Raw genomic sequence first — 26,829 nt, 5'->3', positions numbered from 1 at the left:
GCGCGTCGACAGAATCGTGGAAACTACTCTCCATCTGCGGTGATGTCGCGGCCGGCCGCACCGGTCGACGCGTCGAGATGGTCCACGAGCACCGGACCGATCACCGCGAGCGCGGCGGGCTCGATCATCTGATTGTGTTCGCAGTCCACCTCGATCTCGCGGACCTCTCCGGCCACCGCCTGTCGCCATTCCTGGGCGGAGTGCCCACTCTCCGAACGGAGGGCGCTGAAGAAGAGCAGGTCACCGTCGAAGTGCCCAGGCCTGAACCGGGACATGTTCTCCGCGGAATCGGCGAAACCGTCGGCGATGCGCTCCAGGTGCCCCGCGGTCAATCCGGAGTCCTGACCCAGCGACTCGTTCAGCAGCTCGACGGCGCGCTCGTAGGTCAGGCCCTCCTCGCCCTCGCCCGCCCCCTGCACGTCGAGTCCGAGTCCGGCGAGCAGATCCGCGGCGCTCAGCCTCGACTGGACCGGCTCCCCGGTCACCGCGTAGCTGTCCATCAGCGCGAGGGTCGCCACCTCGTTCCCGGTGCCGCGCAGCTCGACCGCCATCGCGTGCGCGATCGCCCCGCCGAGCGACCAGCCCAGCAGGTGATAGGGGCCCTGGGGCTGGATCGACCGCAGTTCCTCGACGTAGCGGTGGGCGAGCTGTTCCACCGAATCGAAACGGACCCCTTCGCTGATCGTCGGCAGCTGCAGTCCGTAGACGGGCCGGTCGGCCGGGAGCTGCGCGGCCAGTCCCGCGTACCCCCAGGACAATCCGATCCCGGGATGCACGCAGAACACCGGGGCCTCGCTGCCGGTCGCACGCAGGGAGATCACCACCGAGAGCGCCTCGTCGAGACCCCTCCCGCCGACGCCCGTCACCGCTCCGTCCAGCTCCGCGATGCGCCTGGCCAGGCCGGCGGGCGTCGGGTCGAAGAACATCAGCTGCAACGGGATCGGACGACCGAGCCGCTCGTGGAGGTCCGCCATGACACGGGTGGCGACCAGCGAGTTCCCGCCGAGGTCGAAGAAGCTGTCGTCGACACCGACCCGGTCGATACCGAGCACCGTCTCGAACGCTCCGACGACGGCCTCCTCGAGCGGGCCGCTCGGCGCGCGGAAGCCCTCCGCGTGTGATCCGAATTCCGGTGCGGGCAGGGCATTTCGGTCGAGTTTGCCGACCGGCGTGAGCGGGACCTCGCTCAGTACCCGGATGGACGAGGGCACCATGTACGCGGGCAGGAAGGCCGCGGCATGCGCCTTGACCTCACCTGGTTCGAGGGTGACCCCGTCGTGTGGGAGCACGTACGACACGAGAACGGTGTCGCCGGTGGGCCCCGCGTGCCCGATCGTGGTCGCGAAACTGACTCCCGCGTGGCCCATCAGGGCGGCGTCGATCTCCCCCAGTTCGATCCGGAACCCGCGCACCTTGACCTGGAAGTCGCTGCGGCCGAGGTAGTCGAGGGTGTGGTCGGGTAGCCACCGCACGAGATCCCCGGTCCGGTACATCCGGGATCCGTTCGGTTCGTATGGATTCGCCACGAATCGCTGCGCGGTCAACCCGCCCTTGCCGTGATAGCCGCGGGCGAGGGCCGGACCGAAGACATACAGCTCGCCGGGCACACCCCTGGGTACCGGTTGCAGCCGGTTGTCGAGCACCGCCACACCGAAACCGATCGCGGGCCCGCCGATGTCCACCGGCTTCCCGGACAACATCGGGCCGCCGACGCAGGCCTGCACCGTCGTCTCGGTCGGACCGTACCCGTTGTACATCCGCCGTCCGGGCGCCCAGCGCGCGACGAGTTCCGGCGGGCAGGCCTCCCCGGCGACGACGAGAACCTCCACTCCCCCGAGTCCGCGGTGGTCGATGGATCCGAGCGCCGTCGGGGTCACCAACGCGTGCGTGACGGCCTCGTCGCGGAGCAGGTCGGCGAGCTCGGTTCCACCGAATACGGTGGGCGGCACGATCACCAGGCGCGCGGCCGCCCCGAACGCCATCAGCAGCTCGTACACCGAGGCGTCGAAACTGGGCGAGGCCAGGTGCGAGATCCGCGACTCGTGCGTCACCTCGAAGAGCTCGCGCTCCTGCCGCGCGAGGTTGGCCAGGCCGCCGTGGGTGACCACGACTCCCTTGGGCACACCGGTCGAGCCCGAGGTGTAGATCAGGTAGGCCGGGTGCTCGCGCCGCAGCGGCGAGATCCGGTCCATGTCGGTGATCGGGGCCGACGAATAGCCCTGAACCCATGCCGTCACCTCGACCGCGTCGAGGGCGAGCCACGGCACCAGGTCGGGCAGGTTCCCCCGGCTGCCGCTCGCCGTCAGCCCCAGCAGCGCCCCGGAATCGGTGAGCATGTGGCCGATTCGCATCGCGGGATGGTTGGGGTCCACCGGCACGAAGGCGCCGCCCGCCTTGGTCACGGCCCACACGGACAGGACCGACTCGATGGATCTCGGCAGGCCCAGTGCCACCACCGATTCGGGTCCGACGCCCCGATCGATGAGGGCGCGCGCCAACCGGTTCGAGCGTTCGTCCAGTTCGCGATAGGTCACCGTGGTTCCCAGGTACGTCAGCGCCACCGAGTCGGGCCTGGCCGCGGCCGCGTCCGCGAGCAGCTCCGGCCAGGTCCGCGGCGGACCTCCCGCCGGGCCGAGCGCGGGGGCGAGCCCGGCACGTTCTCCGCTGTCGAGGATCTCGATGTCACCGACCGGTCGGGCCGGGTCCGCGGTGGCCGCGTCGAGGATGCGCAGGAACCGGTCCGCGAAGCCGCGCACCGTGCCCGGGTCGAACAGATCGGTCGCGAAATCGAAGCCGGCCGTCATCCCCTCGGGTGTGCCGTCCGGTCCGAACTCCTCGGACAGCAACAGCTCCAGGTCCTCCTTCGCCACGTTCACCTCGAGCTCCACGCCCGCCGCGGTCAGGCCTGGCAGTTCCAGGCGGGGACGCAGGTTGTTCTGGAACTCCAGCGACACCTGGAAGATCGGCGAGTAGGAGGTGGAGCGGACCGGGTTGAGCGCCTCGACGACCCGCTCGAACGGGACGTCGGCATTGCCGAACGCGGCCAGGTCGATCTCACGGGCGCGGGCAAGCAGGTCGGTGAACGACGCCGCCCCCTCGACTCGGCTGCGCAGCACCAACGTGTTGACGAACATGCCCACGAGGTCGTCGAGCGCCGCCTCCCCCCGGCCCGCGACCGGGGTGCCGATCGCCACGTCCTCGGTGCCGCCGAGCCGGCTGAGCAGCAGGGCGAGCGCGCTGTGCACGACCATGAAGACGCTCGCGTTGTTCTCCCGCGCCAGCGCCACCACCCGGCGGTGCAGGTCGGCGGGGACGGTGAAGTCGACGCGGTCGCCGTGGAACGACTGCTGGACGGGCCGCGGCCGATCCGCCGGCAGTTGCAGCACGTCGGGCAGGCCCGCGAGCGCCTCGGTCCAGTACTCGAGCTGACGGGACGCGAGGCTGCCGGGATCGTCCGCGGAGCCGAGCAGCTCGTGCTGCCAGAGCGCGTAGTCGGCGTACTGGATCTCCAGCGGCACCCAATCGGGCGCGCGGCCGTCGACTCGGCTGCTGTAGGCCGCCATGACATCGCGTGCCAGCGGGGCCATCGAGAAGCCGTCGGCACAGATGTGATGGACCACGATCGCGAGGACGTGCTCGTCCGGCGCCAGCCGGTACAGGGCGATGCGGTGCGGAACGGCGGTGGTCACGTCGAATCCGGTCGCCGCGAACCGGCCGAGGCGAACCGGTAGATCGCTCTCGGCACCGAGATCGATGGGGGTCAGCTCGGATACGACCCGAGCCGCCGGGTGGATCACCTGCCGAGGACCCTCGGTCGACTCCGGGAAGGTGGTGCGCAGTGACTCGTGCCGGGTCACCACGTCGGACAGGGCCGTCTGCAACGCCTGCAGGTCGAGGTTCCCGGTGAGCCGGACCGCCAGGGGGATGTTGTAGGCGGGCGACGACGGGTCGAACTGGTTGATGAACCACATCCGTTGCTGGGCGAGCGAGAGCGGAACGGTCGCGGGGCGCGGGCCCGCGGTGAGGGCCGGCCGTGCTGTGCCGACCGCCGCGTGCCGCTCGACGCGGTAGGCCAGCTCGCGCACGGTCGGGGCCTCGAACAGCGCCCGCACGCCGATCTCGGTGTACAGGGCGGCGTTCAGCCGGGCCATCACGCGGGTGGCGGTGAGCGAGTTGCCGCCCAGATCGAAGAAGTTGTCGTCGAGGCCGGTGCGATCGCACCCGATGACCTCGGTGAAGACCTCGGCGATGGTCTCCTCGATCGGCGTCGTGGGGGCACGGAACTCGGTGGTGGCGAAGACGAACTCGGGCTCCGGCAACGCCTTTCGGTCGAGCTTGCCGACCGGGTTCAGCGGGATCTCGTCGAGCACCGTGATCGCCGAGGGCACCATGTGCGCCGGCATCCGGCTCGCCAGGTGCTCGGTGAGCTCGCGCGTCGCGACGGTCCGGCCGGCGACCGGCTTCACGTACGACACCAGCACGGTGTCACCCGACCGCCCGGTGTGCCCGATGGTCGCGGCGAAGCCGACGTCGGGATGATCGGTGAGTGCCGTGTCGATCTCGCCCAACTCGACCCGGAACCCGCGGACCTTGACCTGGAAGTCGCTGCGCCCCACGTACTCGATCACGAGGTCGCCGCTGTCGGTGTCCCTCGCCCAGCGGACGATGTCCCCGGTCCGGTACATCCGGGCGCCCGGTTCGAACGGGTTGGCCACGAACCGGCCCGCGGTCAGCGCCGGACGGCGGTGGTAGCCGCGGGCCAGCCCGGCACCGGCGAGATACAGCTCTCCCGCGACCCCGACGGGCACCGGTTGCAGCCTCGAATCCAGCACCATTTCCGAGACGCCACGGATCGGCCCGCCGATGGTGATCGGCTCGCCGGGTGTCATCGCCCTGCTGATGTTGGACATCACGGTGGTCTCGGTCGGACCGTACGCGTTGCACAGCCGACGGCCGGGCGCCCACCTGGCCACCAGGTCCGGCGGGCAGGCCTCGCCGCCGAACACCACGAACTGGAAGTCGTCGAGACCGGCGGGGTCCATCGTGGAGAACGCGGCGGTGGTGATGAACCCGTGGGTCACCCGCTCCGCGGCGAGCAGCCGCGTCAGCTCGCTGCCGCCGTACACGCTCGGGGGGACCACCACCATCGTGGCACCCGCGCCGCATGCCTGCAGGTACTCGTAGAGCGAACCGTCGAAGCTCGGCGACGAGAAGTGCAGCGTCCGCGACGTGGGGGTCGCGCGGAACCGCTCGGTCTGCATCGCCGCGAAGTTGTCCAGCCCGAGGTGTGTGACGACGACGCCCTTCGGCACCCCCGTCGAGCCCGACGTGTAGACCACGTACGCGACGTTCTCGAGTGCGATCGGCGCGATTCGGTCGGCGTCGGTCAGGTCGGTGGAGGGTGTTGCCGCACAGTCGGACTCGAAAGCGGGATCGTCGAGCGCGATCCACTCCGCCGCGGCCGGGAGTCGATCGCGTTCGGCGGCCGTCGTCAGGCCGAGGGTGGCGCCCGAATCGGTGAGCATGTGCTCGATCCGCTCGGTGGGATAGTTCGGGTCCACCGGGACGAATGCGGCCCCGGTCTTGGCCACCGCCCAGACGGCGAGGACCGATTCGACCGACCGCGGAATCCCGAGCGCGACAAAGGTCTCCGGACCCGCACCGCGAGCGATCAACCGCCGGGCGATGCGGTTCGAGCGTTCGTCCAGTTCGCGGTAGCTGACGTCCCGGCCCTGGAACCTCAGTGCCACCGCCTCGGGGTCCGCCGCCGCGGCATCCGAGAAGATCTGCGGCAGAACGCGGGTCGACCCGCCCGGCCGTCCGCGCACCGGCGACAGCTCGCTCCGTTCCTGCTCGTCGAGCACCTGCACCCGGGCGATCGGCATGTCGAGTTCTGCCGTTCCCAGCACGCGCGCCACCCGATGGGCGATGGACTCGACGCCGTCGCGGTCGAACAGGTCGGGTAGGTACTCGAGCTTGAGGTGGATGCGGGAATCCACCGAGGCGACCAGGCACAGCGGGTAGTGCGCGGAGTCGGATCCGTACACGTCGACCACCCGCATGCCCGCGATGTCCGTCTCCTCGGACAGTCCCGAGCGGTCCACCGGGTAGGACTCGAACACCGCCAGGGTGTCGAAACCGAGCCCGTCGCCGACCGCGCGCTTGATGTCGGGCAGGCCCATGTAGTGGTGATCGAGGACGGCCGCCTGTTCGGCCTGGACCCGGTCGAGCAGTTCGCCGAGAGTCTCCCCTGGCAGCAGCCGGACCCGGACCGGGATCGTGTTGATGAACAGTCCGATCATCGATTCGATGCCGGAGATCTGGGGCGGCCGTCCGGACACGGTCGCGCCGAACACGACGTCGTCGCGGCCGGTCAGCGTGCCGAGCACGATGGCCCAGGCGGCCTGCACGACGGTGTTGAGCGTCAATCCCCGCTCGCGGGCCACGGTCCGCAGGCGGTCGGTCTGCTGCTCGGTGAGCGAGAGCAGCACCTCGTCCGAGACCGTCGACACCTCCCGCCCCGGATCGGCGGGGACGAGGAGGGTCGGATCGGTGACCCCGGCGAGGGCGGTGGTCCACGCCGCGACCGACACGGCGGCGTCGCGCTCCGACAGCCATGCGAGGTAGTCACGATACGAGCGGGCGCGCGGCAGCACGGCGGGATCGCCGTCCGTCGCATAGAGGACGAGCAGTTCGCGCAGCAGCAGCGGAGTGGACCAGCCGTCGAGCAGAACGTGATGGTTGGTCATCACCAGGCGGTAGTGCTCCGACCCCGTCCTGATCATCATGAATCGGATCAGCGGAGCGGTCGCCATGTCGAAGCTGGTGACCCGGTCCGCGGCGAGCCGCGCGGTGAGCTCGGCCTCCCGAACCACCGGATCCAGGTCCGCGAGGTCGACCTCGGTCCACGGCAACGTCACCCGGCCCTGGACGACCTGCACCGACCGGCCCCGCTCGTCCATGGCGAAGGCCGTCCGGAGGTTCGCGTGCCGGTCGAGCAGCGCCTGCCCGGCCCGGCGCATCCGCTGTGGGTCGACCTCCCCACGCAGTTCCAGCCCGAGCTGGACCAGGTAGGAATCCACCGACTCGTCGGACAGCAAGGCGTGGAACAGCATTCCCGATTGCAGCGGCGACATCGACCACACGTCGGTCAGCTCCGGGTACCGGCGCTCGAGCCGGTCGATCGCGGACTGATCGAGGTCCACCAGGTCCAGGTCGGACGGGGTCAGTCCGCCCGCGCGGGGGCCGGCGGCGTGCGTCGCGAGGGCCCGCAGCGCGCGGATCCACAGCTCCGCCACCTCCTCCACCTCGGCCGCGGTGAGCACGCCGCCGGGGTACGACCACGTCGCCCGCAGCTGTGCACCGTTCTCGGTGGCCCTAGTCATCGCGTTGATGTCCAGCACCGCCGCGACCGGCATCCCCGGGTTGTGCGGATCACCCAGCCCGGCGATGTCGACGGGCAGCCACGCCGCCTCGCCCGACTCGTCCGCCGCGGCCGTCGCGAACCGCCCCAGGTAGTTGAAGCTCACCTGCGGGACCGGGAGTTCCCGGAGCACATCCGCCGCGGCACCGTCGAGGTAGCGCAGCATGCCGAATCCGATGCCGTGATCCGGGATCGCCAGCAGCTGCTCCTTGACCGCCTTCACCGCGGCGCCCGCCGCGGGCCCACCCGCGAACGCGTCGTCGAGATCGACGCCCGAGAGGTCCAGGCGCACCGGGAAGATGGTGGTGAACCAACCGAGCGTGCGTCCGAGGTCGGCGCCGGGAACAACCTGTTCCTCGCGACCGTGGCCCTCGAGGTTGACCAGTGCGCCGTCGGCCCACACTCCCCGATCGCGCCGCCACCGGGTGATCGCCATCGCCAGCGCGGCGAGCAGGCCGTCGTTGACGCTGCCGTGGAACGCCTGCGGCAGCGAGGTCAGGACCGCCTCGGTCACGTCGGTCGGCACCGTGACCTGAACCTTCTGCACGGTCGAGTTGAGATCGCGGGCGCGGTCCCTCGGCCTGCTGCCGAGCACCGGGTCCTCGGCCGCGAGCATCTCCCGCCACAGGTCCAGCTCGGCGATGCGATCCTCGCGGCCGACGGCCTCGGACAGTCCGTGCGACCACCGCCGCAGGGACGTGCCGACGGGCGCGAGCACGGGCTCCGCACCGGAGCTGACCTGCGCCCAGGCGGTGGCCAAGTCGGGAACCAGGATCCGCCAGGACACCCCGTCGGTCGCGACATGGTGCGCGAGCACGAGCAGCCTGCCCTGCCCCTCGGGTGGGTCGAACCACACGGCCTGCAGCATGATCCCGGACGACGGATCGAGCCGGTCGGCCGCCGCGTCCAGCTCGGCCGCGGCGATCGCGGTGAACTCGTCGCCCACCACCGACGGCACGGCGACCCGCCGGACCATCGCGTCGGCGTGCTCGGACCCGATGGGCTGGACCTCCAGGCACCACGTGCCGCGGTCCTGCCGCAGCCGCGCGCGCAGCGCGTCGTGGTGGTCGACGACGGCCTGCACGGTGCGCCGCAACGAGATCTCGTCGACCCCGGGCGGCAGGGCGAGCACCGCCGCCTGACCGTAGCGGTGGAACTCGCCGCCGCGTTCGAGCATCCACGCCACGATCGGGGTGAGCGGAACCGTGCCGACACCGCCGTCGGGCAGCTCCTCCAGCACCACGGCCGCCTCCGCCACGCCTGCCACCTCGGCGAGCGCGGCAACCGTCTTGCGCTCGAAGACATCTCGGGGCGTGATGACGACCCCGGCGGATTTCGCCCTCGCCACCAGCTGGATCGACATGATGCTGTCGCCGCCCAGTGCGAAGAACGAGTCCTCGACTCCGACCGACTCGAGTCCCAGCGCCTCCGCGAACAGTCCCGCCAGCACTTGCTCCGCCTCGCCCACCGGAGCCCTGCTCTCCGTCACCCGCGCACCGAAGTCCGGTGCGGGCAGCGCCTTCCGGTCGAGCTTGCCGTTCGCCGTCAGCGGCAACTCGTTGAGGACGACCAATGCCGCGGGCACCATGTGCGCGGCCAGGACGTCCGCCGCGAAGTCGGAGACGGTGACGACATCGAGATCCGTGCCCGCCTCCGGCACGAGGTACCCGACGAGCCGGACGCCGCCGCCCCCGTCGTCGCGGGCCGTCACCACGGTCTGCGCGACACCGGGGCAGCGCAGCAGTGCCGATTCGATCTCACCGAGTTCGATCCGGAACCCGCGGACCTTCACCTGGAAGTCGCTGCGGCCCAGGTACTCCAGCTCACCGTCGGTGTTCCACCTGGCCACATCGCCCGAGCGGTACATCCGGGCGCCGTCCGAGCGGAACGGATCCGACACGAAGCGGCCCGAGGTGAGACCGGCCCGGCCGAGATAGCCGCGGGCGGCCTGGGCTCCCGAGACGTACATCTCGCCCGCGACGCCGGGTGGGACCGGGTGGAGGCGCTCGTCGAGGACGTACACGCGCAGACCGGGCAGGCCCCGGCCGATGACGGAGGCGGACGCGGCGGCCGCGAACTCGCTGTCCAGCGGGATGTGGCTGACGTGGACGGTGGTCTCGGTGATCCCGTACATGTTGACCAGCGTGGGCGCGGTGTCGCCATGCCTGCCGTACCAGCGCGAGAGCTGACCCAGGTCGAGTGCCTCGCCGCCGAAGATCACGTACCGCAGGTTGAGCCCGGCCGGGTCACCGCGCTCTGCCGCCACCCGGTCGGCCTCGGCCAGCTGGTAGAAGGCCGTCGGGGTCTGGTTCAGCACGGTGACCCGTTCGCGGCGCAGCAGTTCCAGGAACATCTCCGGCGCCCGCGCGGTGAAGTAGTCGACCACCACGAGGGTTCCGCCATGGAGCAACGGCCCCCACAGTTCCCACACCGAGAAGTCGAAGGCGTAGGAATGGAACATCGTCCACACGTCCGTGTGGTCGAATCCGAACTTGCCCTCCGTGTTGGCCATCAGCGTCGCCACGTTCCGGTGCGAGACGACGACACCCTTGGGCCTGCCGGTCGATCCCGAGGTGTAGATCACATAGGCCAGCGCCGCCGGCTCCAGCACGCCGATCCGGTCCGCGTCGGTGATCGGCGTGGCCGGCAGGGCGTCGAGCCGGGAGGCGACATCCGCCGCGTCGAGCCGGACGGTCGGGATCGCCGACGCCGGAATCGAGTCCGCGTCCGCCACCGTGGTCAGCACGCAGACCGGCCGCGAGTCCTCGAGCATGAACGCGAGCCGTTCCGCGGGATAGGTCACGTCCACGGGCAGGTAGCCGCCGCCCGCCTTGATCACCGCGAGGAGCGCGACGACGAGCTCGGCGGAGCGCGGCATCGCCACGGCGACCAGGTCTTCCGGCCCCACCCCCAGCGAGATGAGGTGGCGCGCGAGTCGGTTGGCGCGTCCGTCCAGCTCCGCATAGGTCAGGGAGGTGTTCTCGAAGGTGACCGCGACGGCGGCGGGGTGGTCCGCGGCCGCGCCGGCGAACAGGTCGGCCAGCGTCGCTGCCGGGACCGGGGCGCCCTCGTCGCCGGCCAGCACCCGGTCGCGCTCGGCGGGGTCGACGATGTCGATGTCCCCGATGATGCGGTGTGGGTCGGCGGTGATCGCCTCGAGGATGCGCAGGTACCTGCCCGCGAAGGTCGCCACGGTGTCCCGGTCGAAAAGGTCTGTGGCGAAGGTGAACCCGCCGCTCATCCCCGCGGGCTCACCGCGCTCGTCGTGATGCTCGCCGAGGGTGAGCTGCAGGTCGAACTTCGACACCCCCAGGTCGTGGTCGACCGCGTCGACGGTGAGTCCGGGGAGCTCGAGGTGCGCCGACAGGTTGTTCTGGTACTCGATCAGCACCTGGAACAACGGCGAATGCGCGGTCGAACGTTCCGGGGCCAGCACATCGACCAGACGCTCGAAGGGCAGGTCGGTATTCCCGAATGCCGCCAGGTCGATCTCCCGCACCTGCGCCAGCAGATCGGCGAAGGTCGCCGACGCATCGACGTCGCTGCGCAGCACGAGGGTGTTGACGAACATCCCGACCAGGTCGTCGAGCTCCGCCTCGCCGCGCCCGGCCACCGGGGTGCCCACGGCGATGTCGCTCGTGCCCGAGAGTCTGCCGAGCAGGACCGCGAGGGCCGCGTGCGCCACCATGAACAGGGTCGAGTTGTTCTGCCGGGCAATCCTTGCCATTTCCCCGTGGATTCGCGGTCCGATGTCGAAGTCGACCATCTCTCCGCGGAACGAGCGTGCGAGCGGACGAGGCCGGTCGGCGGGGAGTTGCAGCAGATCGGGCAGCCCGGCGAGGTTCGCCGTCCAGTACCCCAGCTGCTGAGAGATCACCGAGGCGGGATCGTCCTCCGAGCCGAGCAGCTCGTGCTGCCAGAGCGTGAAATCGGCGTACTGCACCGCGAGCGGCGCCCATTCGGGTTCGCGCCCCGCGACGCGGGAACCGTATGCGGTCATGACGTCACGCGCCAGCGGCGCCATCGAGAAACCGTCCGCGGCGATGTGGTGCACGACGACCGTGAGGACGTGCTCGGTCTCCGAGAGCGCGAAGAGCCCTGTGCGCAAGGGGACCTCGCGAGTGACGTCGAAACCGGCGGAGACGAACGAGGCGATCCGCTGCGCCAGTTCGGGCTCGGTGACCTCCACCGGAACCAGATCCGGCCCCGCCTGTGCCGCGTCGACGATCCGCTGGACCGGCTGACCGTCGAACGTCGGGAACTCGGTGCGCAGAGACTCGTGCCTGGTCAGCACGTCGCGGACCGCGGAGCGCAGAGCGGTGAGGTCCAGCCGCCCGGTGAGCCGGATCGCGAGTGGGATGTTGTACGCGGACGAGGCGGTGTCGAACTGGTTGATGAACCACATCCGCTGTTGCGCCAGCGAGAGCGGGATGCGGTCCGGCCGAGGAACGGGCCGCAGGCCGGGGCGGCCCCTCGGGCCCTCCGTGTGGTGCTCGACGAGGGTCGCCAGGCGGTGCACGGTCGGCGCCTCGAACAGCGCGCGCACGCCGATCTCGGACCCGAGGGTGGCATTGATCCGGGCGATGACGCGGGTGGCGGTCAGCGAGTTGCCGCCGAGGTCGAAGAAGTCGTCGTCGACACCGATCCGCTCGGCGCCCAGGACGGCGGCGAAGACGTCCGCGATGGCCTCTTCCGCGGGGGTTCCCGGTGCGCGGAACTCCGCGGTGGACAGCACGTACTCCGGCGCGGGCAATGCCTTTCGATCGAGTTTGCCGACCGGGGTCAGGGGGATCTCCTCGATCATCACGATCGAGGACGGCACCATGTGTCCGGGCAGCCGGGTGGCGGCGTGCGCGGTCAGCCGGGCGACGAGGTCGGCGGCGGACCCGTTCCGGGCCATCACATCCGGCGCCGGCATCACGTAGGCGACCAGTCTGGTCTCGCCCGACGGTCCGGTGTGTCCGACCGTGGTCGCGAAGTCGACCAGCGGGTGACCGGTGAGCACGGCATCGATCTCGCCGAGTTCGATCCGGAACCCGCGGATCTTCACCTGCGAGTCGCCACGCCCCAGGTACTCGAGCCGCCCGTCCTCGGTCCACCGCGCGAGGTCGCCGGTCCGGTACATCCGTGAACCGGTCTCCCCGTGCGGATCCGCGACGAACCGCGCGGCGGTCAGGGACCCGCGGCGGTGGTAACCCCTGGCCAGACCGACGCCGGTGACGTACAACTCGCCCGGCACCCCCACCGGCACGGGCTGCAGACGCGAGTCGAGGACGACCTCGGCGACGCCCCGGATCGGACCGCCGATGGTGACGGGCTCCCCCACCGCCATCGGGTCGCTCATGTTCGTCGCGACGGTGGCCTCGGTGGGTCCGTACGCGTTGTACAGCCGCCGTATGGGTGCCGCCCACTCGCCCACCAGCTCGCGGGGGACGGCCTCGCCACCGACGACGACAGAAGCGAACTCGTCCAGACCGTCGGGGTCGATCGAGGCGAGGGCGGATGGGGTGAGGAAGCCATGCGTGACGCGATCGGTGCGCAGCAGGTCGGCGAGTTCGGCGCCGCCGTACACGGTGGGCGGCGCGATGACCATCGTCGCGCCCGCGCCGAACGCGAGCAGGTACTCGAGGACCGAGGCGTCGAAGCTGGGCGAGGAGAAGTGCAGCACCCGGGACGTCGAATCGGTCCCGCAGCGGGCCCGCTCCTCGGCGGCGAAGTTGTCCAGCCCGCGGTGCGTGACCACCACGCCCTTCGGCATGCCCGTCGACCCGGAGGTGTAGATCAGGTAGGCCGGGTGCTCGAAGCGCAGGGTGGTGCGGCGGTCGGCGTCGGTGACCGGGGCCGCCGACATCCGCGCGCAGTCCCGGTCGAACTCCGGATCGTCGATCGCCATCCAATCGACCAGCGGCGGCAGCGAATCACGTTGGGACCCAACGGTCAGGCCCTCGGAGACGCCTGCGTCGGTGAGCATGTGGACGATGCGTTCGTCAGGGTAGTTCGGATCCACCGGAACGAACGCCGCGCCGCTCTTGGCGACCGCCCACACCGCGATGACCGATTCGAGCGACCGGGACATCGCGACCGCCACAAAGCTCTCCGCATCGGCTCCGCGCTCGATGAGCACTCGGGCCACCCGGTTGGAGCGTTCGTCGAGTTCACGGTAGGTCACCGAGCGGCCAGCACAGGTCGCGGCGATCGCGTCGGCTCGGCGGGCCGCCGTGTCGGAGAACAACTGCGGCAGCAGCCGAATCGAGACTCCACTGGGTCCGCGCACGGGCGCGAGCCGATCTCGTTCGGCGGCGCTGAGCAGGTCCAGGCCGGCCAGCACCGCGTCGGGATCGGCTGCGACCGCGGCCAGGACGCGGATCACCCGCTCGGCGATGGATTCCACCCCGGCCCGATCCAGCAGATCCGGCAAATAGGTGAGCCGCAAACGCAGTTCCGCGTCGGCGGAGGCGATGACCGTCAACGGATAGTGCGTCGCGTCGCCACCCTCGAGCACACCCGCGATCCGCATCCCGGCGATGTCGGTGACCTGAGAGAGCCCGGCGCGGTCGACGGGATAGGACTCGAACACGGTGAGCGTGTCGAAACCGAGCCCGGGTCCGACCGCCTGGGCGATCTCGGGCAGACCGACGTGGTGGTGGTCGAGGAGCGCGGCCTGCTCGGTCTGGATCCGGGTCAACAGCTCGCCGAGCGTCTCGCCTGGGTCCAGCGTGATCCGGACCGGAAGCGTGTTGATGAACAATCCGATCATCGACTCGACGCCCGCGATCTGCGGGGGCCTGCCGGATACGGTGGCCCCGAACACCACGTCGTCCCGCCCGGTCAGCATCCCGAGCACCACACCCCAGGCCGTCTGCACCATCGTGTTCAGCGTGACCCCCCGCGCGCGGGCCACCTCCCGCAGGGCGTCGGTCTGGTCCGAGGTCAACGACGCCAGCACCTCACCCGGGATGGTGCTCACCTCGCGTCCCGGCTCGGCGGGAACGAGCAGCGTCGGCTCGTCGACGTCGGCGAACGCCCGCACCCACGCGTCGGCCCGGTCCGCGGTGTCCCTGCGCGCCAACCACTCCAGGTAGTTCTGGTAGGGCGCCACCCGCGGCAGGACGCCGCCGTCGCCGTCGGTGGCGTAGGAGACGAGCAGCTCCCTGAGCAGCAGCGGTGTGGACCAGCCGTCGAGCAGGATGTGGTGGTTGGTCATGACGAACCGGTAGCGGTTCAGACCCGTCTTGATCAGCATGAACCGCATGAGCGGCGGCGTCGCCATGTCGAAGCGGGTGACGCGGTCCGCCGAGAGGATCGTCGCGAGCTCGGCCTCCAGCAGGGCCGGGTCTGCCTCGGACAGGTCCCACTCGACCCACGGCACCTCGACCCGATCGGTGATCACCTGCACCGGTTGGGCGTCGCCGTCCTGGTGGAAGGCGGCGCGAAGGTTGGGATGGCGGTCGAGCAGGGTTTGTGCCGCACGCCGCATCCGCTGCGCGTCGACGACGCCGTCGAGCTCCAGCCCGAGCTGCACGAGGTAGGTGTCCACGGACCTGTCCGACAGCAGCGCGTGGAACAGCAGGCCCTGCTGCAGCGGGGCCATCGACCACACGTCCGCCAGATTCGGGTACCGGCTCTCGAGCCGGTCGATCGCCGCCTGGTCCAGCGACACCAGCCCGAGATCCGACGGCGTCAGACCACCCGCGCCCGGGGCCTCGGCGTGCTCGGCGAGCGCGGTCAGCGCCGCCGCCCACAGCCCGGCGAGCTCCTCGACCTCACGCTCGGCGAGGACTCCGGTGGGGAACGCCCAGCTGGCCCTCAGCTGGGGCCCGGCAGGCGTCGTCGCGGTGACCGCGTTGACGTCGACGACGGCCGCGGCGGGCAGCCGGGGATCCACGATGCCCGCGAGGTCCCCGGCGTCCTCGACCGGAAGCCAGCCGGTGTCACCGTGATCGGAGGCCGCCGTCGTGACGCGGCCGAGATAGTTGAAACTGATCTCCGGTCTCGCGAGCTCACCGAGCACCGAGGCGGCATCCTGATCGAGGTGGCGCAGCATCCCGTACCCGATGCCGTGATCCGGGATCGAGAGCAATTGCTCCTTCACCGATTTGATCGCCGCACCGGCCGCCGGACCACCCGCGAAGGCATCGTCGAGGTCGATGCCGGACAGGTCGAGACGCACCGGGAACACCGCGGTGAACCAGCCGACGGTGCGGGTCAGATCGGCACCCGGGACGACCTGGGCCTCACGGCCGTGGCCCTCGAGGTTGACGAGCGCGCCGCGGCTCGCCCGCACCCCCCTGTTCTCCCGCCACCGGGTCAGCGCCAGCGCCAGCGCCGTGAGCAGCCCGTCGTTGACGCTGCCGTGGAACGCCGAGGGCAGCGTGGTGAGGACCGACTCGGTCACCGCGGGTGGCAGGTCGATCTGCACCTTGGCCACCGTGGCGTTGACGTCGACGGCCGGATCGAGGGGTCGCGAGCCCATCAGCGGATCCGGGTCCGCCAGCATCCGGCGCCACAGGGCCATCTCGTCGGACCGGTCGTGTGCGGCGTCGGCCAGCGCGTGCGCCCAGCGGCGCATCGAGGTGCCGACGGCCGCGAGCTCCGGCGTCCGACCGGCCTCCAGCTGCGCCCAGGCGGTCGCGAGGTCGGGAATCAGCACCCGCCAGGACACCCCGTCGACCACCAGATGATGCGCGACCACGAGCAGCCGTCCGACGCCGGCGGCGGTCTCGAACCACACCGCCTGCACCATGTTCCCGGACGCCGGGTCGAGCCGGCACTGCGCGTCTTCCAGCGCGGCGGCCACCGCGTCGGCGAATTCGGGACCGGTGACCGCGTCGACCGGGATCCGCGTGAGCACCCGCTCCGCCCGCACCGTTCCCGTCGGACCCACCTCGAGTCCCCAGCGTCCCGCCTCGCCGTGCAGTCGGGATCGGAGCATGTCGTGGCGGTCCAGCACCGCCTGCAGCGCGCGTTCGAGTGCCTCGCGGTCCATGCCCGGCGGCAGGGAGAGCAGCACCGACTGGGAGTACCTGTCGAAGTCGCCACCGCGCTCGAGCAGCCAGCGCACGATCGGTGTCAACGGGACCTCGCCCACCCCGCCGCCGGGCAGCTCGTCGAGGGTGGGCACCTCGGCCGCCTCCCCGACGACGGCCACCTCGGCGAGCGCGCCGACGGTCTTGTGCTCGAAGACATCCCGCGGCGACAGGAACACGCCCGCGGTCTTCGCCCGCGACACCAGCTGGATCGACATGATGCTGTCGCCACCGAGCGCGAAGAACGAGTCGCCGACACCCACCGACTCCACCCCGAGAACCTCGGCGAAGAGCCCGGCCAGCAGGCGCTCGGTCTCGGTGACCGGTGCCCGGCTCTCGGTCGTCCGTGCCCCGAAGTCGGGCGCGGGCAACGCCTTCCTGTCGATCTTGCCCGCGGGAGTCAGCGGCAGCTCGTCGAGAACCACCAGCGCGGCGGGCACCATGTGCGGCGCCAGCACCTCCCCGACCGATTCCAGGACGCCCGCCGCGCCGAGCTCCGCCCCCTTCTCGGGCACCACATAGCCGACCAGTCGCCCCGCCCCGCGACCGTCCTCCCGGACGGCGGCCACCGCATCCGCGACGCCGACACAGCCCCGCAGCGCCGACTCGACCTCACCGAGTTCGATTCGGAATCCGCGGACCTTGACCTGGAAGTCGCTGCGGCCCAGGTAGGCAAGTTGGCCGTCGGGACGCCAGCGCACCAGGTCGCCAGTGCGGTACATCCGGGATCCGGGTTCGCCGAAGGGATTCGCCAGGAACCGGCCCGCGGTCACCCCCTGCCTGCGGTGGTAGCCACGTGCCAGCCCCGATCCGGTGACATAGAGCTCACCCGTGACGCCGGCCGGCACCGGGTGCAGGCGCTCGTCGAGGACCAGCACGCCGCATCCGACCGGGGGCCGTCCGATCGCGACCGGTTCGCCGGGGACCATCGGATCACTGACGCTGGCGACGACGGTGGCCTCGGTCGGCCCGTAGGCGTTGAACATCGTGGAGGTCGTGGCCCACTGGCGCACCAGTTCCGGCGGGCAGGCTTCTCCGCCGGTCACCACGCATTCGAGGGCCTCGAGCCCGGCCGGGTCGACGGACGCCAGCGCGGCGGGGGTGACGAAGGCATGGGTGACCCGCTCGCGGGCGAGCAGGTCGGCCAGTTCCGCGCCGCCGTAGATGGTCGGTGGCGCGATCACCATCGTGGCACCCGCACCGAAGGCCAGCAGCAACTCGAGCACTGACGCGTCGAAGCTCGGCGAGGAGAAGTGCAGGGTCCGGGCGGCCGGGCCGACGTCGAACCGGGTGCGCTCGTCGGCGGCGAAGTTCGCGAGGCCGCGGTGGGTGAGCACCACGCCCTTCGGAACGCCGGTCGAGCCGGAGGTGTAGATCAGGTAGGCCGGGTGCGCGAGTTGCAGGGGCTCGCGCCGGTCCGTGTCGGTGACCACCGCACCGGACCGCCCGTCGACCTCGGCGCCGAATGCCGGGTCGTCGAGGACCAGCCACTGCGTCGTGTCCGGCAGGTGCGTGCGCGACCGTGCGACCGTGAGTCCCAGCACGGCCCCGGAATCGCTGAGCATGTGCTCGATACGCTCGGCCGGATAGCTCGGGTCCACCGGCACATAGGCGGCTCCCGACTTGGCCACAGCCCACACCGCCAGCACCGACTCGTTCGACCGCGCCATCCCGAGGGCCACGATCGATTCCGGTCCGATGCCCCGGCCGATGAGCAGCCGCGCCAACCTGTTCGAGCGTTCATCAAGCTCGCGGTAGGTCAGGCAGGCGGTCTCGCAGATCACCGCGGCGGCGTCGGGATCGATCGCTGCCGCGTCCGAGAGCAACCGTGGCAGGGTGCGCGGCGGCACCTCCGGGGGTCCGATGACGGGCGTCAGCGACCGGCGCTCGTCGGCGTCGAGCAGCTCGATGTCCCCGACCGCGATCGACGGATCGCCGGTCGCGGCCTCGAGCACCCGGACGAACCGTGCCGCCAGGCGTTCGACGGTCGACTCGTCGAAGAGGTCGGTGGCGAAGGTGAACGCGGCCGCCACCCCCGCCGGGGAGCCGTCTGCGCCGTAGCGCTCGTCGAGGGTGAGCTGCAGGTCGAAATTCGCTGTGACGGAATCGAGTTCCACGGTCTCGATCGCGAGCCCCGGCAGCTCCAGCCGCGCCCGTTCGGTGTTCTTGAACTCCAGCATCACCTGGAACAGCGGGGTGTGCGCGGTCGAACGGTCTGGGGCGAGCACGTCCACCAGACGCTCGAACGGGAGGTCGGCGTGGCCGAAGGCGCCGAGGTCCGTCTCCCGCACGGCCTCGAGCAGCTCGCCGAAGGAGGCCGAGCGCTCGACGCGGGTCCGCAGCACGAGGGTGTTGACGAACATGCCGACGAGGTCGTCGAGGGCGGCCTCGCCGCGCCCGGCGATGGGCGTCCCGACCGCGACTTCATCGGTGTCGGCGAGCCGGCTCAGCAGGACCGCCAGAGCGGCGTGCATCGCCATGAACACGCTCGAACTGCGCTCGCGCGCGGTCGCGACGAGCCTGCGATGCGTGTCCGCGTCGATCGAGAACTCCACCCGCTCGCCGCGCAACGTGCGCTCCGCGGGCCGTGGCCGGTCGGCGGGGAGCGCCAGGACCTCCGGTAGGCCGGACAGCGTTCGGGTCCAGTACTCCAGTTGCCGCCAGATCAGCGACTCGGGGTCCTCCTCGGAGCCGAGCATCTCGCGCTGCCAGAGCGCGTAGTCGGCGTACTGCACGGGCAGTGGCACCCATTGGGGTGTCTCGCCCGCGGTCCGGGAGCTGTAGGCCGCCATGACATCCCGGGCGAGCGGGGCCAGCGAGAAGCCGTCGGCCGAGATGTGGTGCACGACGACGACGAGCACGTGCTCAGACTCGCCCAGTTCGAACAGCGCCGCCCGCAGCGGGACCCGCACGGTGACGTCGAAGCCGGCGGAGACGAACCGGGTGAGCTCCTCGGTGACCGCAGCCGGTGGCACGACGATCGGGGACAACTCCCCCACCACGTCCGCGGCGTCGACAACCACCTGCATCGGCTCCCCGCCGACCAGCGGGAACAGCGTGCGTAGCGCCTCGTGCCGGTCGACGACATCGAGCAGCGCCCTGCGCATGGCGTCGACATCGAGAACGCCGGAGAGCCGGACGGGCAACGCCACGTTGTACGCGGCGGACGAGGTGTCGAACTGGTTCATGAACCACATCCGTCGCTGTGCCAGCGAGACCGGCACGTGCGCCGGCCGATCGGATGCCCGCAGCGGCGGCCGCGGCAACGCCCGTGCGCTCTGCGTCTCCGCCCGCACGGCGAGTGCCGCCACCGTCGGGCTGTCGAAGAGCTCCCGGACGCCGATCCGGGTGTTGACGGCCGCGTTGACCCGCGCCACCAGCCGGGTCGCCACCAGCGAGTTCCCGCCCAGGTCGAAGAAGTTGTCGTACACGCCGATCCGGGCGAGGCCCAGCAGGTCCGCGAAGATCGACGCGATGATCTCCTCGATCGGGTTCCGCGGCGCCACGAACTCGGAAGTCCTGGCCGAGAACACCGGTTCCGGCAATCCGGACCGGTCGAGCTTGCCGGTCGAGCCGAGGGGGAACTCCTCCAGCACCATCAGCTGCGCGGGAACCATGTAGCCGGGCACACGCACCGCCGCCTGCTTGATCACCTGCTCGGTGTCGAGCTCGACGCCACGCTCGGCGACCACGTACCCGATCAGCGAATCGCCGGTGAGCGCGTCGCTGTGCATCGTCACCGCGGCCTGAGCCACCGCCGGGTGTTCGAGCAGTGCCAGCTCGATCTCGGACAGCTCGATCCGCAGTCCGCGGAGCTTGACCTGGAAATCGGTGCGGCCGAGGTACTCGATGTTCCCGGTTTCGTTCCACCGCACCAGGTCCCCGGTGCGGTACATCCGCTCGCCCGCCTCGAACGGGTTGGCCACGAAGCGGTCCGCGGTGAGGTCGACGCGACCGACATAGCCACGTGCCAGCTGGACACCGGCCAGGTACAGCTCGCCTGCCACCCCGACGGGGGCCGGGTTCAGCCGGCCGTCGAGCACGTACACCTGGGTGTTCCACACCGGTGCGCCGATGGGCACGACCACCTCGTCGGCCGCGCTGCACGCCCAGTGCGTGACGTCGACCGAGGCCTCGGTCGGTCCGTATAGGTTGTGCAACTCCGCGTCGTCGAACTGGCGGAACGCCTCGGCCGCCGACGGCGCCAGTGCCTCGCCGCTGCAGAACACCCGGCGCAGCGACCGGCAACGGCCGCGCTGCGCGCCCGCGGTGAAGCTCGCCAGCATCGACGGTACGAAGTGCACGGTGGTGACGCCCTCCGACTCGATCAGCCGGGACAGGTAGTCCGGGTCGCGATGACCGTCGGGGGCGGCGACCACCAGCCGGGCGCCGGTCTGCAGCGGCCAGAAGAACTCCCACACCGAGACGTCGAAGGTTGCCGGCGTCTTCTGCAGCACCACGTCCTCGGAGGTGAGGGGGTACCGGTGCTGCATCCACGACAACCGGTTGGTGATCCCGGCATGGGTGACCGCGACGCCCTTGGGCCTGCCGGTCGAACCGGAGGTGTAGATCACGTACGCGAGGTCGTCGGGGCGAACACGACCGAGTCGTTCGCTCTCGGTGACCGGAGACGGGTCTCGGTCGCCGAGGTCGACCCGGTCGATCTTCAGCGTCTCCACCGACTCCGGGAGCCGGGCGCGGTCCGCGTGGGTCGTGAGCACGCACACCGGCCCCGCACTTCCCAACACGTAGGCGATGCGCTCCGCGGGGTGGTCCGGATCGATCGGGACGTAGGCTCCGCCCGCCTTGACCACCGCGTACATGCCGATGACCAGATCCAGCGAACGTCGCATGGCCAGGCCGACGGTCGATTCCGGGCCGACCCCCAGCGAGATCAGATGCCGGGCCAGGCGATTGGCCGCGGCGTCGAGCTCGGCATAGGTCAGCCGGTCCTCGCCGAACACGACGGCGACGGTGTCGGGTGTGCGCGCGACCTGCGCGTCGAACAGCTCACCGAGGGTGGTCTCCGGCAACTCGCGCCCGGTGGCGTTCCAGTCGGCCAGCACGCGCCCGCGCTCACTCCGGTCGAGCAGGTCGATGTCGCCGATCGTCACCGCCATGTTCTCGGTGACCGATTCGAGCACCCGGACGAATCGCTGTGCGAACCGGCGGACGCTCGGCTCGTCGAACAGGTCGGTCGCATAGGAGAACGCCGCCTCGATCCGGCCGGGTGCTCCCCGGTCGTCGTAGGTCTCGGTCAGCGTGAGCTGCAGGTCGAACTTGGCGGTCCCGTTGTCCAGCGCCTCCACGTCGACGATCAGGTCGGGTAGCTCGAGCCGGGTGTGGCCGATGTTCTGGAGCACCAGCATCACCTGGAACAGTGGGGAGTAGGCGGTGGACCTCGTCGGGTTGAGCACCTCCACGACCCGTTCGAACGGGACGTCGGTGTGGCCGAACGCGGTCAGGTCCACCGCGCGGGTCTGCTTGAGCAGCTCGGAGAACGTCACGCCCGCATCGACCGGCGTGCGGAGCACCAGCGTGTTGACGAACATGCCCACCAGGTCGTCGAGCGCGGCCTCACCCCTACCCGCGATCGGCGTTCCGATGCTGATGTCCGCCGAGCCGCTCAGCTGGGCGAGCAACACCGCCAGCGCCGAGTGCAGCACCATGAACAGACTCGAATCCATCTGCCCCGCACGCGAGATCAGCTTGTTGTGCAGTTCGGCGGAGATGGTGAACTCCTCGACCGCTCCGCGGAACGACTGCTGCGGGGGCCGGGGACGATCCGCGGGCAGTTCGAGTACGTCCGGGGCGCCCGTCAGCGTTGCCCGCCAGTAGTCGAGCTGGCCGGAGATCAGGCTGTCGGGATCGTGTTCGTCACCGAGGAGTTCGCGTTGCCAGAGGGAGTAGTCCGCGTACTGCACCTCCAGCGGTGTCCACTCCGGGGCGACGCCGAGCCGACGGGAGTTGTAGGCGGTCATCACGTCCCGCGCAAGCGGCGCCATCGAGTATCCGTCGGCGGCGATGTGGTGGACGACCAGGACCAGCACGTGTTCGGTCGGGCCGACCCGGAGCAGGTCGGTTCGCACCGGGAACTCGGTGGTGACATCGAAGCCGGTCGACGCCAGCTGGGTGATCCGTTCCCGCAGACCACCCTCCGACACGGACACCGGCGTGAGATCGGGCACCACCTCCGAGGCGGGCCGGATCATCTGGTGCGGACCATCCGGCGAGTCGGGGAAGACGGTTCGCAGCGACTCGTGGCGTTCGATGACGTCGGTCAGCGCGAGGGCCAGCGCATCGGGTTCCAGTTCGCCCGCGATGCGCACGGCGATCGGGATGTTGTAGGCGGCCGACGACGGATCGAACTGATTGATGAACCACATCCGCTGCTGCGCAAGGGAGACCGGTACGAGTTCCGGCCGCTCGCCTGCAGCCAGTACGGGGCGGTCCGACTCCCGGCGGCCGGTGCTGTCGATGCGGGCCGCGAGCGCCTCGACCGTCGGCGCCTCGAACAGGTCCAGCACACCGATCTGACTGTCGAGGACGGCGTTGATGCGCGCGACCACCCGGGTGGCGATCAGCGAGTTGCCACCGAGGTCGAAGAAGCTGTCCCTGGTGCTGATCCTCTCGACACTGAGAACCGTCGCGAAGACCCCGGCGACCGCCTCCTCGCTGTGCGTCTCCGGCGCCGTGAACTCGGCGGTCGAGGTGACGAAGTCCGGTGCGGGAAGGGCCTTTCGATCGAACTTTCCCGCGGGTGTCAGTGGTATCTCGTCGAGCAGCACGATGCTCGAGGGCACCATGTGCCGGGGAAGACGGGCGGCGAGGTGCGCGGTCAACTCTGCGGCGGCGATCGCGGCGTCGTTGGTCGGGTGCACGTACGAGACCAACACGGTGTCACCGAACGGACCGGGATGTCCGACGGTGGCGGCGAAGCTGACCTCCGGATGCGTGGTGAGGGTGGCGTCGATCTCGCCGAGCTCGATCCGGAACCCCCTGATCTTCACCTGGAAGTCGCTGCGGCCGAGGTACTCGAGGGTGTAGCCGTCGCCGTCCTCGGCCTTGATCCAGCGCGCGAGGTCCCCGGTGCGGTACATCCGGGTGCCGGGATCACCGAACGGGCTGGCCACGAAGTGATCCGCGGTCGGCACCGGGCGGCGGTGGTACCCACGAGCGAGGCCGGGGCCGGTGACATAGAGCTCGCCGGGCACCCCGGCGGGCACCGGGTGCAGCCGACTGTCGAGGACCACCTCGCCGCACCCGAGTGGTGGCCCGCCGATGGTGACCTGCCCACCCGGGGTCATCCGGGAACTGATGGACGAGACGATCGTGGTCTCCGTCGGGCCGTACGCATTGAACATCCGATGCCCGGGCGCCCACTGCTGCACCAGTTCCGGCGGACAGGTGTCGCCCCCGGTGACGAGGCACTCGATGTCGTCGAGACCGGTTGGGTCGACGGACGCGAGCGCGGCCGGGGTGACGAACGCGTGGGTCACGCGGCGCCGGCCGAGAAGTTCGGCCAGTTCGACGCCGCCGTAGACGGTCGGCGGGGCGACCACCATCGTGGCACCGGCACCGAAGGCCATCAACAGCTCGAGCACCGACGCGTCGAAGCTCGGCGACGAGAAGTGCAGCGTGCGCGAGGCGGGGGTGACGGTGAAACGGTCTCGCTCCTCGGCCGCGAGGCTCGCGATACCCCGGTGGCTGAGCACCACGCCCTTGGGTACCCCGGTGGAGCCGGAGGTGTAGATCAGATAGGCGGGATGCGTGAGCAGCAGCGGAGCGCGACGATCCGCGTCGGTGACCGGCGACGGTGAGTAGCGCTCGAGTTCCGCGTCCGTGCCCGGATCGCCCAGTACCAGCCACGGCAGCGTGCCGGGAAGCCGCGGTCTGCGCTCCTCGACGGTCAGGCCGAGCTCCGCGCCGGAATCGGTGAGCATGTGCTCGATCCGCTCGGCCGGGTAGTTCGGGTCCACCGGAACGAACGCGGCACCTGCCTTCGCGACGCCCCACACCGACAACACCGATTCGACAGACCGGGCCATCCCCAGGGCCACTGTCGATTCCGGCCCTATCCCCCGATCGATCAGCAGTCTCGCCAGCCGATTCGATCGTTGGTCGAGTTCGCGATAGGTCAGGCTGACGTCCTGGTATACGAGCGCCACCGAGTCGGGATCGATGCGCGCGGCGTCGGCGAACAGGTCCGGCAGCGTGCGCGGCGCGGCCTCCGGCCCCCCGAGCACCGGCGCCAGCGCGTCGCGTTCGACCGGATCGAGGAGTTCGATATCCCCCACCGGGACCGACGGATCCGAGGTCACGGCATCGAGGATCCGGACGAAACGAGTCGCGAAGCCCGCGACGGTCTCGCGATCGAACAGATCGGTCGCGTAGCTGAACGCCGCCGACATGCCCGCCAAGCCGCCGTCGGCGTCGTGCCGCTCGGCGATGGTGAGGCACAGATCCACCTCGCCGGCGATGCCGTCCGCCGGCGCCGATTCCACGGTGAGCCCGGGCAGTTCGAGATGCGCGCGCCTCGCGTTGTGGACCTCCACCAGCACCTGAACCAGCGGCGAGTACGCGGTCGACCGGACCGGACAGACCGTCTCGACCAGGCGCTCGAACGATTGCTCGGCATGGTTGAAGGCGCCGAGCTCGCCGAGACACACCTCGTGCAGGAGCTTCCCGAACGACTCGCCAGCGTCGACCCTGGTCCGCAGGACCACCGTGTTGTCGCAGGACTCGACGGTCCCGTCCCCGGCCGCGACGCGAACCGCAACCGGGGTGCCGATCGCGACGTCGTCGGTGTCGCCGAGCCTGCTGAGCAGCACGTCCAACGCCGCGTGCACCGCGGAGAACATGCTGGTGCTCCGATCCCTGGTCAGCGAGATCAACCGATTCTGGATGTCGGCACCGATGTCGAACTCGACCCGATCGCGTTGCTGCGACAGCACGATCGGTCGCGGGCGATCCGCGGGCAGCGACAGCACGTCGGGCATCCCGGACAGCACGCGCGACCAGTGCGCCAGCAGCGACGCCGCCTTGTGTCTGCGCCCGCCCATCCGGAAGCTCCGCGCGTGGATCTCCATCAGCCGGGTGTCCGGATCGGCGGCGACGAACCCCTCCAGCAGTTCGACGAAGGCGTGATGGTGCGATTGCAGGTCGTCGTCCTCGTACAGGCTCGGATTCCCCCGGAAGTCGATGACGGTGGACGGTGGACTCCCGCTCTGATAGACGTTCACCAGCAGGTCGTCGACCGGGCCCGAGGTCACGATGCGGTTCTCGCCGACGACGGGACCGAAGGTGACCTGGTGGCGGAACAGCATCACATTGACCATCGGGGCACGGAGTGACCGTTCGCCGCTGCGTCCGGCGTCACGGCGGATGTCCTCCAGACTGCAACGCTGGTGCCGCAACGCACCCATCAACTCGAGATTGACGCGTTGGACCAACTCGGCGACCGTGTCGCCGGGCCGCACGCTCAGCCGCAGCGGAGCAACATTGACCAACATTCCACCCGATCGGTGCAGCACTGAGGTGGTGCGCGCCGACACGGGGATGTTGACCAGGACGTCCTCGGAGCCGGTCATCTGGGAGAGGTAGCAGGCGAACCCCGCGATGACCACGGCCGCCTGTGTCGCACCACGCCGCAGGTCGGAGTCCTCGAGCAGCCCAACGGCGTCACCGGACAGTGCCGCGCTCACGAGCCTGCTGCGCGCGGAGGCAGGCGCAGAACCCGCCGCCAGGCTCGAGCCCTCCTCGATCCCGCCGATTCGGTCCGCCCAGTACGCGCAATCCGACTCGAACCTGCTCGACGCGCGGTACTTCACGTCGAGCTCGTACAGATCGGTCAACGGCGCGGACTTGGCCGGTTCGGGTTCGCGTCCCTCCACGGCGGCGGTATACAGCGCGGCGATCCGGTTCATCAGCGTCGCCCCGCCGTACCCGTCCAGGGCGACATGGTGAATCCTGCTGTACCACAGGTAGTCCCGTTCGCCCACCTGGAGGATGGTGATGTCGAACAGCCGATCGGTCGCAAGGTTCACCGGGGTCGCGTAGTCCCGATGCATCCATGCGTGAGCCGACGCGATCGGATCGTCTTCGTCTCGGAAGTCCACGAATCCGAGGGGCAGACCGATGGATTCGTCGACGAGCTGGAAGGGTTCGCCGTCGACCTCGATCACCCGGAGGTACGGCGACTGGAACTCGTGCGCCGCGGTCTTGGCGGCTTGGTGCAGTACCTCGAAATCGATGTCCCCGTGCAGCTCGATGTACTGGGCGACGGTGATGGGGACTGTAGGGGTGAGTTGCTGGGCGAACCACATTGCGCGTTGCGCCGCCGAGAGAGGGAAGGCTCCGGCTGGAATGTTGGTAGCCACA

General features: G+C 70.3%; 1 protein-coding gene. It reads right to left on the bottom strand.

Annotated features, from left to right (window positions below; translation table 11 throughout):
* Nucleotides 1–23 precede the first annotated feature (23 nt).
* A complete protein-coding gene (locus ACFQS9_RS24260) occupies nt 24–26,828 on the bottom strand; it encodes a non-ribosomal peptide synthase/polyketide synthase (protein WP_378409114.1) in 26,805 nt (8,934 codons plus the stop codon).
* Nucleotide 26,829 lies beyond the last annotated feature (1 nt).

The sequence above is a fragment of the Rhodococcus daqingensis genome (assembly GCF_042665615.1).
GTDB classification, from domain to species: Bacteria; Actinomycetota; Actinomycetes; order Mycobacteriales; family Mycobacteriaceae; genus Rhodococcus_G; species Rhodococcus_G daqingensis.
Note: the sequence above shows the minus strand (reverse complement) of the source record. Positions and strands in the feature narration are given on the sequence as shown.